The sequence below is a fragment of the Neisseria sp. P0006.S009 genome, from assembly GCF_051962915.1.
Taxonomy (GTDB): Bacteria; Pseudomonadota; Gammaproteobacteria; order Burkholderiales; family Neisseriaceae; genus Neisseria; species Neisseria subflava_E.
Map to the genome: position 1 here is coordinate 596,829 of NZ_JBQCUV010000001.1, position 15,067 is coordinate 611,895.

A 15,067-nucleotide genomic window follows, 5' to 3' on the forward strand; every position below is an offset into this window, starting at 1 on the left:
GCAGGTGTTTTAAAAACACGGTTGATAAGGATAAGTGTAGGCCGTCTGAAAAGTCATTGCAACTTCAGACGGCCTTGATTTCAAACAAACTTATTTCAAGCTGTCGATTTTCATTTGCAGCAATTCGCGGCCTACTGCGGTTTGCGGCATTTTGCTCAAAGCAGCTTCGTAACTTTGTACGGCTTCTTTGGTTTTATTTTGGGCAACGTAAACATCGCCTTTAGTTTCCAGCATCAAAGGCTCGAAATCAGCCTCAACCTGAGTATTCAGGGCATTGATGGCGGCATCGTACTTTTTCTGCTGCAACAGGACAACGCCCAAACGCTGAGCTGCCAAAGCTTGAACCAGCGGTGCGTTTTGGTTTTTCAGTACCCAATTCAAATGACCTTCCGCCACATCATAACGGCCGGCATCAAACTCGGTTGCCGCCACCATCAACGTAGCTTGGGCTGTCGAAATAGAATCAGGATAGTTTTTTTGCAATTCGGCCAAATCGGCGTTGATGGCTTTAGGGTCGGTTTTTTGCTGCGCCTTTTCCACCATTTGCGCCAATACTGCGGCGGCTTCCTGATCTTTTGAAGCTTTTTGGCCTTGGTAAATGGTGTAACCCAAATACCCCAAAGCCGCCACAATCAGCAAGGCAAAGATCCAACGGCCAGTGCGTTTCCAAAAATATTTAAAGTTGTCTAACTCTTGTTGTTCTTCCAAATGGGCTGCCATTTATGCGTTCTTCCATTGTTGTAAAGTGTCTGTCAAATCAGCGGCGGCAACGGTTTGTTGTTCGTGTTTGCCCTGCATATCTTTCAGGGTAACCGTACCGTTTGCCAGCTCATCCTGAGCCACAATCAGAGCAAAGCGTGCGCCACTGTTGTCTGCTTTTTTCATTTGCGCTTTCAGGCTCTGATAGCCGGAATGCTGCATCACATTGAAGCCTTGAGCGCGTAAGGCTTGTGCGTATTTCATCACCTGCAAGTCCGCACCTTCGCCTTGGTGCATTGCATAGACATCAGGCGCAGCGTTCACTTCCAATGAGCCGTATTCGCTCACCAAAAGCAGCAGGCGCTCAATACCCATCGCAAAGCCGATAGACGGCGCAGGTTTGCCGCCAAGCTCTTCAATCAAACCATCGTAACGGCCGCCGCCGCACACAGTCGCCTGCGCGCCGAGTTTGTCGGTCGTCCACTCAAAAACCGTCTGATTGTAGTAATCCAAACCGCGGACCAAGCGCGGATTTTCAATATACTGAATACCCAAACCGTCCAACATCGCCTTGAAGCGTGCATAGTGGTTTTGCGAAGCCTCGCCCAAATAATCCGCCAGACGCGGCGCCGCGTTGCAGATTTCCTGCAAATCAGGGTTTTTCGTATCCAAAACGCGCAAAGGATTGGTTTTCAGACGGCGTTTGCTGTCTTCGTCCAATTTATCTTCATAACGGGTCAGATATTCAACTAATGCCGCACGGTGTGCCGCGCGTTCCTCACGGTTGCCCAAGCTGTTGATTTCCAAAGTCAGGTATTCGCGAATACCCAATTTTTCCCACAAGTCGGCAGACATCGCGATGATTTCCGCATCAATATCCGGCCCTTCAAAACCCAAAGCCTCGATACCAACCTGATGGAACTGACGATAACGGCCTTTTTGCGGACGCTCGCGGCGGAACATTGGCCCCATATACCACAGCTTTTGCGGGCTGTTGTACAGAAGGTTGTGTTCGACCACCGCACGCAAACAAGAAGCCGTACCTTCAGGACGCAGGCTCAAACTCAAAGAATCGTTTGAATCGGAGAAGGTGTACATTTCCTTGCCGACCACATCGGTTTCCTCGCCAATGGAGCGGACAAACAAACCGGTTTGCTCGACAATCGGCGTACGGATTTGCTGATAGCCGTAAGCGCGTGTCCAACGGCCGACCGCATCTTCAAACGCCTGCCAAAACGCAGCCGTCAGTTTGAAATCTTTTTGTTCGACAGGTAAAAGGTCGTTCATACCTTTTACAGATTGAATTTTTTGTGCCATTTCAATATGGGATGAGCGAAAATCAAATAGTTGGGCATTATAGCTGATTTTTAAGGGTTTGTGAGTTTGGGAACAAATCAAAAGGCCGTCTGAAAGTTTCAGACAGCCTTTGATCGATTAACGCTTTTATTTATCCCACCTACTAACCGCGGCCCATCCGCATCACAGGCGCATCAACCTGCCGCGCCTGCTCTTCCGCCAAGCGCGCCATTTCCTGCTCGCGTTCCTGCGTAGCATAAACCTTGTCTACGTTTTGCCGCAAACCGCGTCCGACATTAGAATCCAGCATGCTATCCAAAGCGGCATACCTTTTGTTATCGTCATCTGACAGCAAGGCTGCAAAACCGTATTCGCGGAATTCGTTGGCAGAAGCGTTTTTGACTAAGGGTTTGCTGATGTCGGGTTTGCCTGCGTCGGCATAGGCCTCCTTCCCTGCATCGGGACGTGTGCCGTCGTTCTGCATCATAAACATCCTGTTGTCGAACAGGGATTTCGGCGGCGGTACACTGTTGATGATTTCTTGGATTTTTTCCGCTTGTTCATCTTTTTGCCTATGCGGATGGTTACTGAGGATACGGACTTTTTCTGCCAGCGGTGCAGCGCCGAAAGCGGCAAGCGAAATGGCTGCTTTACTTACCGCTACATCGCCTCGATAATCCTGAATCATGTTTTTATTCGATTCAGCGAGTTGAAGTGCCTGGTTAAAATTGCGTTCGGAGAGGATGGAGTTTTTGCCCACGAAGTTGTCGGAAGAATGAACTTTAATAGAACGGGCCGCTACGCTGACGGCTTTATAGGCTCTGGTATTGCTTTGATTGTTGTAACCGAATTTTTGCAACAGCGCGATGTCGTCTTGTCCAGCCAATACGATGACCTTGCCGTAATGGGCGGAGGCGGCGGAAACCGTATCCGCAGCTTTTACATAGTTGGTTACCGTGCTGCCGCCTTTGGGAACGCCGTGCATTCCGACCGCGCCGTAGCCGTTGAAGGTTGCGCCTTCATGCCCGAAACGGTGGGCTTGGATTTCGACATGTGCGCCGCCGAGGGAATGTCCGACGTGGGTGATTTTTGGGATGGGAATTCGAGGATCGTTTCGATGTATGTCATTAGCTAACTTTATCGCCTCACGGGTCAGCTTTTCCGCATCGGCAGTCTGAAGATTTGCCCAACTGGTTACCATCGCAAGGTCGATGATACCATCCGTAACGCTGGCCGTTCCTCGGTGGGCAACGACAATTTCATTGGTTCGGACATCTTGGTACACTGTTCCTTGATAACCTGTTACAGGGTTGTTGCGGACGGCTAGAACTTTATAATAGTTTCCTCCAATAAGAATAGGTTTGTCATTAGGTTTTGTAACGGGACGAGTATTATAGGCATCTGCGGCAAGATCGGCCTGCTGCTGTCTAGTAATATTACTCATGATTGAATTTCCTCAAGGGTTACAGTTATGGTAAACATTTCTTTATGTTCTTCGGCACTATACAGTTCAGGAGAGGTAATACCGAAATTGACAAAATCCGGAGAAATGGAACCATCTTCCCGTGTAAAATAAGGATATGACCATTTCCAATAATATTTGGTTAATGTTTTTTTCTCTATCAAATCATTGAAAATATTTCCAAAACTAAATCTAGTCTCTGATGGCTCTCCTGTTGCTTTAAAACCCAAGCCGAATCCCTCTATCTGCCAATGGCAGACACCTTCATTAAAGTAATTTTCATCCTGCATTGCATCAGTATAGACAATGGCTTCGTATTCAAACTCCGCTAGCTGGCGAACTTCAATTTCCAAATCTTTTTCCGGATTGGCAGCCACTCCTTCAATGCGATTAATAATATACGAGCAATTTCTTGCTCCATAACCTACACTCATACTCCCCATCAACTTCAACGGTCCGGGTGCATCGTTAATTTTGATTTTAAGGCGGTATGCCTGTTTAGGATGGGGATTTAGCTGGAATCTTGCTTCGGTTTGTTCCTGAATACTCATGCTTTTCTCCGAGCTGCCGCAGGCATTCAGGCTAAGGACTGAAAATACGGCAGCGGTCATTAATGCGTTCATCGGTTTCATCGGTTTCCCCTTCTTGGACTGGCAAAAGGTCGTCTGAAAAACAGGTTTCAGACGGCCTTAATTATAGCAGAAGTGATGTATAAGCGGATTTACTGGCATACAAACGGTAGTTTCCACATTGTACAAGCACTTATGTTCGATAGACCATATAAACATTAGACATAAATGACGATCTGCCGCACTTTCTCAATCCGAAACACCATCTGAAAAAATCCTAAAAACCGAGTACAATCCGCCGCATGAAAAAACGTACCAATCCCCTACCCCTTTTAGACGGTGTCAAACCCAGCTACTTGGTTTTGCCGCATGAAAAGCAGTTTTACGGCTTGCCGCTGCTGCATTTTTTATGCGCTCATTTTCCCTTTGTCGGCGAAGAAAACTGGCGGCGGCGGCTGAACAGTGGTTTTGTGGTGGGCGCGGATGGCGTACCGTTTGATGAGAATACTTTGTTCGAACCCGGCAAGACGATGTTTTATTACCGTGAAACCAGCCGTGAGAGCGAGCCGCGTATTCCGTTTGAAGAAAAGATTTTACATATTGATGAGCATTTGATTGTGGTGGACAAACCGCATTTTCTGCCCGTCATCCCCAGCGGCAGGTTTTTGCGGGAAACCCTGCTCACACGCCTGCGTTTGCGGCCTGAATTGCAGCATTTGAATGTTGAAGACATTACGCCGATTCATCGCTTGGATAAAGATACAGCAGGCGTTATGCTGCTTTCGCTCAACCCTGCCACGCGTCGCGATTATCAGACCATGTTCCAAGAAAAAACCGTCCGAAAAACCTATGAAGCGGTGGCGCCGACGAGGACGGATTTGGACTATCCGCTGCATATTTCGTCACGAATGGAACGCGGCGAAAAATTCTTTCTCACGCGGGAAACGGAAGGCGAACCCAACGCCCACACAACCATCGAGCTTATCGAAAACCGCGGCGCATTCAGCCTCTACCGCCTCACGCCGCATACAGGAAAGAAACACCAGCTCCGCGTGCATATGATGAGTTTGAACATGCCGTTGATGAACGATGCGCTTTACCCTACCCCATTGGCGGCCGGCGAGGAAGACTACGACAAACCTTTAAAACTTTTGGCCAAAAGAATAGAGTTTACTGATCCTGTCAGCAGAGAAATCCGCGTATTTGAAAGCGGCTTTACGCTTTAAGTTATCCAATCCAATAAAAAAGGCCGTCTGAAATTTTTCAGACGGCCTTTTTGTCACAGAATCATTTGATTAGTGATGAATGCAGCTGCACTCTTTATTCATATCAATCACCATACGGCCGGTAATTTTACCTTCGCGCATTTCTTGGAAGATGGCAGGCGCTTCATCCAAAGCACGCAACTCGACTTTAGGCACAACCAAACCTTCTGCGCCGAATTGGAATGCTTCCTCCAAATCTTTGCGGGTACCGACCAAAGAGCCGACCACTTCGATGCCGTCCAATACCAAGCGAGGGATAGACAAATCCATAGACTCAGGTGGCAAGCCAACTGCAACGACACGACCGCCTGCGCGGACGCAGTTAACACCTGAATTGAAGGCAGCAGCGGATACGGCTGTTACAACGGCTGCGTGTGCGCCACCGGTTTTCTCTTGGATGACTTGAGCCGCATCTTCTTTGGCAGCATTGATCACCAAATCCGCACCGGTTTCTTTGGCAAAAGCCAGTTTGTCGTCATTAACATCAATGGCAACAACGTGCGCGCCAAACACTTTTTTCGCGTATTGAACCGCCAAGTTGCCCAAACCGCCTGCGCCGTAAATCGCAATCCATTGGCCCGGACGGACGCCGGAAACTTTAATGGCTTTATAAGTAGTTACGCCGGCACAAGTGATACTGGAAGCTTGCGCAGGATCCAAGCCTTCAGGAACTTTGACCGCATAATCGGCACTCACGATACAGTGGGTCGCCATGCCGCCGTCGGCAGTATAGCCTGCGTTCAATACAGAGCGGCACAAGGTTTCGCGGCCGGTATTACAGTATTCGCAAGAACCGCAGCTTTGGAACAGCCATGCGATGCTGACACGGTCGCCGACTTTCAGATTTTTCACACCGTCGGCAACTTCTTTAACCAAACCGATGCCTTCGTGTCCCAATACGCGACCCGGTTTGTCGCCGTAATCGCCTGCCGCAACGTGCAAGTCGGTGTGGCACACGCCGCAATACTCGACTTCCACCAACGCCTCACCGTATTCCAGCGGACGCAGTTCGCGTTCAACAACTTCTACATCACCTGCTACATCTTTATTTACTACCACAGCATGCATTTTCATGAGAGAGTCTCCTAGGGTGTTGAAAAACTGTTTAGCTATGAATGAGAATACTCCCCATACCCTAAGCCGTCAACCCATAATCTTTTTCAAAACAACGAGTTATGATGTTATACCATAACAAATCCTATTCAGGCCGCCTGAATCTTTAAATATATTAACAAATGCACTTTCATTTCAATCAAATCCTTAATTTTTCAGACGGCCTGCTACATGAAACAACATTGCAAATGTAAATTTTAAGAACATTCTCATTTTTAGTACTTGAACTTAAAAAGAAAAAAGCATAAGCTGCTTTCATGGTGTTGAACCACCTATTCCCATTCATTAAGGAGACAGCATTATGGCAAAAGATTTAAATGTGTTTGATAAAGAATATGGTCTTTTAATCAACGGCGAATGGACGAAAGGTAGCGAAGGCAAACTTTTATCCTCTTACAACCCTGCCAATGGCGATGAGTTGGCCAAGTTCACAGACGCAACCGATGCTGATGTCGATGCTGCCGTAGCCGCTGCACAAGAAGCATTCAAAACATGGCGCAAAACCACGACTGCCGAACGCGCGGCCATTTTGAACAAAATCGCCGATGTGATTGATGAAAACGCCGAATTGTTTGCCCTGCAAGAAACCTTGGACAACGGCAAACCGATCCGCGAAACCCGTGCCGCCGACGTGCCTTTGGCTTCCGACCATTTCCGCTATTTCGCCAGCGTGATCCGCGGCGAAGAAGGCACTGCGACCCAGCTTGACGCCGAAGACCTGTCCATCGTTTTGCGCGAACCGATCGGCGTTGTCGGCCAAATCATTCCTTGGAACTTCCCATTCTTGATGGCCGCATGGAAAATCGCTCCGGCATTGGCCGCAGGTTGTACCATCGTCATCCACCCTTCTTCCAGCACTTCATTGAGCCTGTTGTCCCTCGCTCAAAAAATCAACCACTTGCTGCCTAAAGGCGTGTTGAACGTGATTACCGGCCGCGGTTCCAAATCCGGCGAATACATGCTGCACCACAAAGGCTTCAACAAACTGGCCTTTACCGGCTCAACCGAAGTCGGCCGCCGCGTCGGCATCGCTGCTGCTGAATTACTGATTCCGTCCACTTTGGAATTGGGCGGCAAATCTGCCAACATCTTCTTCGACGATATGCCTTTCGACAAAGCCCTCGAAGGCGCGCAAAAAGGTATTTTGTTCAACCAAGGCCAAGTGTGCTGCGCCGGTTCGCGCATTTTTGTACAAGAAGGCATTTACGACAAATTCGTCAATGCTTTGGCTGAAGAATTCAAAAAAATCAAAGTCGGCCTGCCTTGGGAAGACGACACCCAAATGGGTTCTCAAGTCAATGCCGGTCAACTCGAGACCATTTTGAAATACGTCAAAATCGGCGAACAAGAAGGCTGCCGCATCATTACCGGCGGTAAAAAAATCGAAGGCGAATTGGGCAAAGGCGAATTTGTCGAACCGACTTTGATTGAGGCCAGCAACGAAGCCCGTGTTTCCCAAGAAGAAATCTTCGGCCCGGTTGCCACCGTGATTAAATTCAAAACCGAAGAAGAAGTCATCAAAATGGCCAACGACAGCGAATACGGCTTGGGCGGCGCAGTTTGGAGTACCGACATCAACCGCTGCCTGCGCGTTTCCAACGCATTGGAAACCGGCCGCGTTTGGGTAAACTGCTACAACCGCCTGCCTGCCGGCGCGCCGTTTGGCGGCTACAAAACTTCAGGTATCGGCCGAGAAACCCACAAAATGATGCTCGCCGCCTACACCCAAGTGAAAAACATCTACATCAGCACCCGTGAAGAACGCGAAGGCTTCTATTGATTCGGCGATTCACATTAATCTGATTTAGAAAATATAAAGGCCGTCTGAAACCTGTTTCAGACGGCCTTGCTTTATTCTGTTTCGCAATAAATGCTTTATATCTTTCTCAAAAAAAGCTCCATCACTTTCTCTCCGGCCACAGCCAGCAATGCCCCGGCCACAACCACCATGGCACCCACATAGCTGACGATATTCATATCCGAAGCGGCAAAATAATCGGGGGCGAGATGATGGCCGATGGTGGAAAATATCATGGTGAATACGGGAATCAACGTGGTGACGATACTGACTTTTGAAGCGTCCCAATGGTTGAGAGCTTCGCCGAATGAACCGTAGCCGATCAGCGTGTTCAGGCAGCAATAGATAAAGCAGCCCCATAAAAACGGATTGCCGATATGGGCGATTTGAGACGGTTCGGCAAATGGCAGGAAAACAAAGCTGCTGCAAAAATAAATCATGAGCAGGATTTGTTGCGAATTGAAATGTTTGGACAAAAGTTTTTGCGCCACACCGTAACACACCCAAATCATGCTGCCCGAAGCCGCCATCATCACGCCGACCGCGTAGCTACCCAAGCTGAAAAGTTCGCCGAATTTGTCGTTGAAAAACATGACCAAACCCGTCAGCAAAAGCATCAAGCCAATTTTTTGCCAGTGCGTAAAGGCTTCTTTAAACACGCCAACGCCGACCAAAATCATGGTAAAGGGAGAAAGCTGCCACAACACCTGCGTGGTTGTCGGAGAAATATAGTGCAAACCCATGGCAACGAGAACGAAGTTGGCGGAAATGCCGATAATGCCCAGCAACAATAAAAATAAGGTTTGCTTGGAAAATTCAGACGGCCTCGGCAGCTTGTCGGTCAGCCCCAACAACGCAAACAACACCAGCGACGCCACTAAAAAGCGTATCCACACCAGCGTGGGCGCATCGACGGCTTTTAAGGCCTGTTGTGCGATAACCGGCAGCGAACCCCAAGTCATGGTGGCAAGCAGCGCCAATGAAAAGCCGAGCCAAGGTTTTTGTTTCTTCATTTTTCAGACGGCCTTTACTTACGCGGCTTCCCAGTAGTCGATATAAAGCTGCAATTCGAGATTGTTCCGCCATTCGTTGGCTACGGGGCGGTACACCGTGCGGATGTATTCGGGAATGTCTTCGCTGCAACGCCAAAACATGGCTTCAAATTCGTAGCCGTCTTTTTGTAGCCAGACTTTTTTATGTTTGCCTTCTGCGCCCAAAGGTTGCTGGCGGATGACGTGAAATTCGTCGGTAAAACTCGGTGGCGCGAAGCCCTGCCCCCAAACGTGTTTAGCAAGGTTTTGCGCCTGTTCCAGCGTAATGTCGCGTGCAGGCAGGCTGCCGTCGGTGATGAAGGTTTGCGACAAATCGTCTTCGCACACCATCTCACGCACGGCTTCTTCAAATGCCGTCTGAAACGCGGGAATATTGTGTTCAAGTATGCTCAAACCCGCCGCCATCGCGTGTCCGCCGAATTTCAAAATCAAATCGGGATGGCGTTTGGACACCAAGTCCAAAGCATCGCGCAGGTGCAGATTGGGAATGGAGCGTCCCGAACCGCGCACTTCGCCGTTGTCGGCAGGCGCAAACACGATGGTCGGACGATAAAAACGGTCTTTGAGGCGGCTGGCAACGATGCCGACCACGCCTTGATGGAAGTCGTCGCGATACGCCACCAAAGTCGTCTGCCCTGAAGGCAGGGTTTCAGGAAAATCATTCAGCGCGTCTTGTAGCATGGATTGCTCGATTTCGCGGCGCTCGATATTGAGGTTGTTTAACTGCGCCGCCAGTTCCTGCGCCTCGGCATCATCTCGCGCCAACAGACAGGCAATACCGACCGACATATCGTCCAGCCGTCCGGCCGCATTGATGCGCGGCCCCAACGCAAAGCCCATATCAAACGGCTGAGCCTTGCGCCAATCCCGTCGCGCCACTTCAAACAAGGCGCGGATACCCGGGCGCATTTTGCCCAAACGCATCCGTTTCAAACCTTGAGACACGAGGATACGGTTGTTGTGGTCCAGAGTGACGACATCGGCGACAGTGCCGAGTGCGACCAAATCCAAAAGGTTGCCCAGATTCGGCTCTTTTAGGCCGTCTGAAAAATAATTGCGGCGGCGCAGTTCGGCACGCAAAGCCATCAATACATAAAAAATCACGCCCACGCCTGCCAAGCTTTTGCTTTGGAAACCGCAGCCTTTTTGGTTCGGATTGACGATGATGCAGTCGGGCACGGTCTCGGCAGGCAGATGGTGGTCGGTCACAATCACATCCAAACCCAATTCCTGCGCACGCGCCACGCCTGCAATGCTGGCGATGCCGTTATCGACCGTAATCAGCAAATCCACGCCTTGCGCGGCGGCGATTTCGGCAAGCTCGGGCGTCAAGCCGTAGCCGTGTTCGAAGCGGTTGGGCACGAGAAAATCCACTTTCGCCCCCATCGCCGCCAAACCGCTCATACCGACGGAACACGCCGTCGCACCGTCGGCATCGTAGTCGGCGACAATCAGGATTTTTTCCTGACGCTCAATCGCATCCGCCAAACGTCCGGCGGCGGCTTCGCAGTTTGTCAGCGTTTGATACGGCAAAAGCGCAGCAAGCTTGTCGTCCAACTCGGCCGGACTTTGCACATCACGCGCAGCACACAGCCGCGCAATCAAAGGATCGGTACCGGCAGTGAGCAAGTCGTTAAAAACAGTCGGATTAATGGAACGTGTTTGGATTTTGACGGACATAGTGTGTGGGATTAAATAGAGAGAAAATTAATATTTTTGAAGCGTTTATTTTAAGGGCCAGGCCGTCTGAAACCTGCAATCCGTTTTCAGACGGCCTGGGATATTATTTGCGTGAAGCATCGATAATTTCACTGACTACGACATAGGGGACTGCTATCACTGCGCCGACTGCATCCAAAGCCAATGTGAATGGTGTTTGCAGAATATTCTCCGTCAACTTCTGAACGTCGGTGCTTTTTTTGGTTTCCGTATAATAAATTCTGACAGGAACGGCAGTGTCAAAACGGCGGTCTTCGGCAACATTTTTCGGCGTTGCGTAATAATGACCTTCGGTAGAAATACACCGCGTGTAGACAGTTTTGTCATCGAGTTCGACCGGCTTGAACGCCAGCTGTTTCAACTTGGCAATCTCGGCAGCTTTTTGAGTATCGTAACGCAGACAGAATTTTGAGCGGAAAGTTTGCGATTCAGGGGATTTCAATTCGACCGGCAAAGCCTTATACGCATATCTTGGGTTTTGCTGAACCATTTGAAACTGTTTGTCCAATTTAACATCCAAGACCACCTTCAACTTGGCCGAATCTCTAGGATTAACAACAAACCAATATTTTTTGCCCATCATGACCAAGCTGCCTGTTTCCAATTGCGTATTGTCTTTGGCAACCACGCCAAATGCTTGAATATTGTCTTTGGCAACGGTTTTTTCGGTTGTGGTTTTATGGAACGGGTTGTTCTCTCCCCAAAGAAAGACAGTACAACCATTCAGGGTTAGTGCACTAATTAACAAGGCAGGTACAAAGCGGCGAAATTTCATGGTCATCCTCCTTCGGCATTACGATACAGGCCGTCTGAAAACCGCAATCCGTTTTCAGACGGCCTTAAGGGTTTATTCTTCCCAATCCTGCCCTTCTTCTGAAGCATCGGATTGACCGGCCTCCATCACTGCTTTAATTTCTTGGAACAGCGCGCGGAAGTTTTTCGGCGGTTTGTTTTGTTCCTGCTCTTTTTTGGTGTTGCGGATCAAGGTACGCAATTTGCCGGCATCGGCTTGCGGAAAATCGGCCATAAATTGGGTAATCGCGCCATCGTCTGCCAACAGTCGAGTACGCACCTGCTCGACGCGTTGCAAAAAGGCATTGTGTGCCGTATTGTCGCCGCGCAGTTTGGCCAAATAGGCTTCGATGGGCGCAGGGTCGGTATCGCGCATCAGGCGGCCGATAAATTGGGCTTGGCGTTTGAGTGCGCTGTTGGACGTGATTTTTTTATAGGTAACGATGGCCTCGAACAGCTCTTCGTCCAAGCCGATTTTTTTCAGCGTATCGCTGGAAAGCTTGGTCAATTCCATACCCAAAGCCTGCAAATCGTTCATCTGCTTTTTCATTTGGGTTTTGCTGACCCATTCGTCTTCTTGTTCAAACATTGTGTTTCCCTGATTTTCTGAATTTGCCTATTTTATCAGTTTTCAGACGGCCTTTCCGTGCGATTTTTGCAGAGGCCGTCTGAAACGGTTAAAATGCCGCAAAACCCTGTCAGGAAACCTTTTTATGCTGTTTAACCACACACCGGACGAGCTGTTGCGCTTGTGCGGACACACGCTGGATTTGGCCAAACAATCCGGCGCCACCTCGGCCGAAGCCGATTTCAGCGAGTCGCTCGGCCAAAGCGTCAGCGTGCGCTTGGGCGAAATCGAACAAATCGAGTTCCAACAAGATAAATCTCTAGACATTACGGTCTATGTCGGCCAACGCAAAGGCCGCGCCAGTACGGCCGACTTCTCCGAACGCGCCCTACAAGATACGGTCAAAGCTGCCATCGATATTGCACGCTATACCGCCGAAGACGATTGCGCCGGCCTTGCCGATGCTGCCTTGATGGCAACCTATATCGGCGACCTCGACCGCTACCACGAATGGGATTTGAGTACCGAATCCGCCATTGATTTGGCCAAGCAATGCGAACAGGCCGCGCTGTCAACGGACAAACGCATTGAAAATTCCGAAGGCGCATCGGTTCATACCGGCCATTACCAATACGTCTACGGCAACACCCACGGCTTTGCCGCACACCAGCAAAGCACGCACCACAGCATTTCTTGCAGCGTGGTCGCCAGCGACGAACACGGCATGCAGCGCGACTATTGGTATGATTCTTCCTGCCGTCACGAAGACATGGACGCGCCCGAACTCATCGGCGAAACCGCAGCCGAACGGACTTTACGCCGTCTGAACAGCCGCAGCGTTCCGACCGGCAGCTATCCCGTACTGTTTGACACCACTGTCGCCGTCGGTTTAATCGGCCACCTTATCGGCGCACTCAGCGGCGGCGCGCTCTACCGTCAAAGCAGCTTCCTGATTGACAGCATCGGCAAACAAGTGCTGCCCGAATTTCTGAGTCTGCGTGAAGAACCGCATATCCTGCGCTCGTTCCGCAGCACTTATTTTGATGCCGAGGGCGTGGCCACGCAGCCGCGTTTCGTGGTGAAAGACGGCATAGTCGAAGGCTATTTCCTCAGCAGTTACAGCGCGAAAAAACTCGGCATGCAGACAACGGGCAACGCCGGCGGCGCGCACAATCTGTATTTGAACCACACACATGCCACGCAGGCTGACCTGTTGAAAGAAATGGGAACAGGTTTGCTGGTTACCGAATTGATGGGACAAGGCGTCAACGGCATTACCGGTGACTACTCGCGCGGCGCGGCCGGTTTTTGGGTGGAAAACGGCGTCATTGCCTATCCGGTTCAGGAAATCACCATTGCCGGACGGTTGCAGGATATGTACCGCGACATCACCGGCGTGGCAGACGACGCATTACGCCGTTCGTCCAACCAAATCGGCTCCATCTTGGTTTCCAAAATGACGGTTGCCGGCAACTGATTGAACTAAATAGACAAAAGGCCGTCTGAAAGATATCTTTTCTTTTCAGACGGCCTCGCCGTTATCTACTTCTATAAAAAACACATCATGCATATTGTCGTTATCCCCTCTTGGTATCCTTCTTCCGAAACCGACGTGGACGGAATCTTTTTCCGCCTCCAAGCCCAAGCCCTGCAACGCGAAGGCATGAAAATCGGCATGGTCGTACCCATGTTCCGCTACTTGAGAAGCCAGCCGAAAACCATCTTCTCGCGCTTCTACGGCCTGCGTCGCCATCAGCAAGGCGGACTCAACACTTACGCCTACGACAGCATGTATTTCTTCCCGCGCTGCCCGGTTGTCGATATCGACCGCATCCGCTGGGTTAATGCAGGCATGAAAGCTTTTGAAGCCTATATCGCCGACAACGGTAAACCCGACGTAATTCACGCCCATTGCGTCAACTATGCCGGCATTTTGGCCTGCGCCATCTTCAAAAAATACGGCATTCCCTATGTGATTACCGAACACAGTAGCGCCATTTCACGCGGCCTTGTCCGCAAAAACCAATGGCCGTCCATGCACGAAGCCGTGCGCCACAGCGCCGCCCGGTTCGCAGTCAGCCGTGATTTCTGCCGCATTCTCGAAAAAACCTACGCCGGTACAGACTGGCAATACCTGCCCAATATGCTGGGCGGCAATTTTGAACAGGATTTCGAGTTCCCCGAAAAAAACAATCAAGACTTCACCTTCTGCAGCGTCTCCCATCTGCGCCACCTCAAAGGCCACGACCTGCTCCTGCCTGCTTTTGCCGAAGCACTCAAAACCTATCCGCAGCTCAAACTCAAAATCGGCGGCGGTGGCGCAGAAGAAGGCCGTCTGAAACAACTGGCAAGCGACTTGGGCATCAATCACGCCGTTACCTTTACCGGCGCATTAACCACCGACCAAACCTTAGATCTCATGCGCCACAGCAACGCATTCGTCCTCGCCAGCCGTACCGAGACCTTCGGCGTCGTCTATATCGAAGCACTGGCACAAGGTTTGCCCGTTATCGCCACACGTTGCGGCGGCCCCGAATCCATCGTCACATCCGACAACGGCCTGCTGGTGCCAATCGAAAACATACCGGAACTGACCAAAGCATTGCTCACCCTCTACGAAAACCATGCACAATACGATCCCGTCCGCTTGCGCCAAGATTGCCTGCAACAATTCGGCAGCCGTGCCATTGCGCAACACCTGATCGACACCTTCCAAAAAGTGCTTAATAAGTAG

Annotated in this window: 13 protein-coding genes; 4 read left to right on the top strand and 9 right to left on the bottom strand. The window is 50.2% G+C overall.

Translation table 11 applies throughout. From position 1 onward, the window contains the following. Nucleotides 1–90 precede the first annotated feature (90 nt). The 4 genes from ACTHTK_RS02880 to ACTHTK_RS02895 all read right to left on the bottom strand — a co-directional run bounded on the left by ACTHTK_RS02880 (nucleotide 91) and on the right by ACTHTK_RS02895 (nucleotide 4,089). A complete protein-coding gene (locus tag ACTHTK_RS02880; RefSeq protein WP_004519433.1) occupies nucleotides 91–720 on the bottom strand; it encodes a YfgM family protein in 630 nt (209 codons plus the stop codon). Then, nucleotides 721–2,016 (bottom strand): histidine--tRNA ligase, encoded by a 1,296-nt coding sequence (hisS, locus tag ACTHTK_RS02885; RefSeq protein ID WP_107723535.1) that lies wholly within the window; start codon nucleotides 2,014–2,016, stop codon nucleotides 721–723. 142 nt (nucleotides 2,017–2,158) lie between these two features. Then, nucleotides 2,159–3,439, bottom strand: a complete 1,281-nt coding sequence (locus ACTHTK_RS02890; protein WP_107723536.1) for a lipase — start codon at nucleotides 3,437–3,439, stop codon at nucleotides 2,159–2,161. Then, nucleotides 3,436–4,089: a hypothetical protein gene (locus ACTHTK_RS02895; protein ID WP_107723537.1), complete on the bottom strand. Its 654-nt coding sequence runs from the start codon at nucleotides 4,087–4,089 to the stop codon at nucleotides 3,436–3,438. Before ACTHTK_RS02895 ends, ACTHTK_RS02890 begins: the two co-directional genes overlap by 4 nt. 239 nt (nucleotides 4,090–4,328) lie before the next feature. Here ACTHTK_RS02895 and ACTHTK_RS02900 point away from each other — a divergent pair, with 239 nt between their 5' ends. Next, on the top strand, nucleotides 4,329–5,252 hold the full coding sequence (locus tag ACTHTK_RS02900; RefSeq protein ID WP_107723538.1) for a pseudouridine synthase: 924 nt from the start codon (nucleotides 4,329–4,331) through the stop codon (nucleotides 5,250–5,252). 69 nt (nucleotides 5,253–5,321) lie between these two features. On the opposite strand, the gene adhP is transcribed toward ACTHTK_RS02900, so the two are convergent. Further along, nucleotides 5,322–6,365 (bottom strand): alcohol dehydrogenase AdhP, encoded by a 1,044-nt coding sequence (gene adhP, locus ACTHTK_RS02905; RefSeq protein ID WP_003681279.1) that lies wholly within the window; start codon nucleotides 6,363–6,365, stop codon nucleotides 5,322–5,324. A 340-nt stretch (nucleotides 6,366–6,705) separates the two neighbouring features. Between adhP and ACTHTK_RS02910 the strand changes: the two genes are divergently transcribed. After that, a complete protein-coding gene (locus ACTHTK_RS02910; RefSeq protein ID WP_070584307.1) occupies nucleotides 6,706–8,184 on the top strand; it encodes an aldehyde dehydrogenase family protein in 1,479 nt (492 codons plus the stop codon). 95 nt (nucleotides 8,185–8,279) lie between these two features. Here ACTHTK_RS02910 and ACTHTK_RS02915 read toward each other — a convergent pair whose 3' ends face one another. The 4 genes from ACTHTK_RS02915 to yjgA form a co-directional block, all read right to left on the bottom strand. After that, nucleotides 8,280–9,215 (bottom strand): DMT family transporter, encoded by a 936-nt coding sequence (locus ACTHTK_RS02915; RefSeq protein WP_107723540.1) that lies wholly within the window; start codon nucleotides 9,213–9,215, stop codon nucleotides 8,280–8,282. A gap of 18 nt (nucleotides 9,216–9,233) precedes the next feature. Beyond that, on the bottom strand, nucleotides 9,234–10,934 hold the full coding sequence (gene recJ / locus ACTHTK_RS02920; RefSeq protein WP_371459382.1) for a single-stranded-DNA-specific exonuclease RecJ: 1,701 nt from the start codon (nucleotides 10,932–10,934) through the stop codon (nucleotides 9,234–9,236). A gap of 103 nt (nucleotides 10,935–11,037) precedes the next feature. Continuing rightward, the gene (locus ACTHTK_RS02925) at nucleotides 11,038–11,748 is read right to left on the bottom strand and encodes a hypothetical protein (protein ID WP_371459383.1); all 711 of its coding nucleotides are present in this window, start codon (nucleotides 11,746–11,748) and stop codon (nucleotides 11,038–11,040) included. Nucleotides 11,749–11,820: 72 nt separating this feature from the next. After that, nucleotides 11,821–12,354, bottom strand: a complete 534-nt coding sequence (yjgA, locus tag ACTHTK_RS02930) for a ribosome biogenesis factor YjgA (protein WP_107723543.1) — start codon at nucleotides 12,352–12,354, stop codon at nucleotides 11,821–11,823. A gap of 124 nt (nucleotides 12,355–12,478) precedes the next feature. On the opposite strand from yjgA, the gene pmbA reads away from it, so the two are divergent. Beyond that, nucleotides 12,479–13,810 carry a metalloprotease PmbA gene (gene pmbA, locus ACTHTK_RS02935; RefSeq protein ID WP_440378327.1) on the top strand — a complete coding sequence of 444 codons (1,332 nt, stop codon included), beginning with the start codon at nucleotides 12,479–12,481 and terminating at the stop codon, nucleotides 13,808–13,810. 87 nt (nucleotides 13,811–13,897) lie between these two features. Further along, the gene (locus ACTHTK_RS02940) at nucleotides 13,898–15,067 is read left to right on the top strand and encodes a glycosyltransferase (protein ID WP_371459385.1); all 1,170 of its coding nucleotides are present in this window, start codon (nucleotides 13,898–13,900) and stop codon (nucleotides 15,065–15,067) included.

Coding starts and splice junctions, on each gene's coding strand:
- ACTHTK_RS02915 (WP_107723540.1), bottom strand. CDS start 9,215: ATGAAGAAACAAAAACCTTGGCTCGGCTTTTCATTGGCGCTGCTTGCC.
- ACTHTK_RS02895 (WP_107723537.1), bottom strand. CDS start 4,089: ATGAAACCGATGAACGCATTAATGACCGCTGCCGTATTTTCAGTCCTT.
- ACTHTK_RS02940 (WP_371459385.1), top strand. CDS start 13,898: ATGCATATTGTCGTTATCCCCTCTTGGTATCCTTCTTCCGAAACCGAC.
- yjgA (WP_107723543.1), bottom strand. CDS start 12,354: ATGTTTGAACAAGAAGACGAATGGGTCAGCAAAACCCAAATGAAAAAG.
- ACTHTK_RS02910 (WP_070584307.1), top strand. CDS start 6,706: ATGGCAAAAGATTTAAATGTGTTTGATAAAGAATATGGTCTTTTAATC.
- ACTHTK_RS02900 (WP_107723538.1), top strand. CDS start 4,329: ATGAAAAAACGTACCAATCCCCTACCCCTTTTAGACGGTGTCAAACCC.
- recJ (WP_371459382.1), bottom strand. CDS start 10,934: ATGTCCGTCAAAATCCAAACACGTTCCATTAATCCGACTGTTTTTAAC.
- adhP (WP_003681279.1), bottom strand. CDS start 6,365: ATGAAAATGCATGCTGTGGTAGTAAATAAAGATGTAGCAGGTGATGTA.
- ACTHTK_RS02880 (WP_004519433.1), bottom strand. CDS start 720: ATGGCAGCCCATTTGGAAGAACAACAAGAGTTAGACAACTTTAAATAT.
- pmbA (WP_440378327.1), top strand. CDS start 12,479: ATGCTGTTTAACCACACACCGGACGAGCTGTTGCGCTTGTGCGGACAC.
- ACTHTK_RS02925 (WP_371459383.1), bottom strand. CDS start 11,748: ATGAAATTTCGCCGCTTTGTACCTGCCTTGTTAATTAGTGCACTAACC.
- ACTHTK_RS02890 (WP_107723536.1), bottom strand. CDS start 3,439: ATGAGTAATATTACTAGACAGCAGCAGGCCGATCTTGCCGCAGATGCC.
- hisS (WP_107723535.1), bottom strand. CDS start 2,016: ATGGCACAAAAAATTCAATCTGTAAAAGGTATGAACGACCTTTTACCT.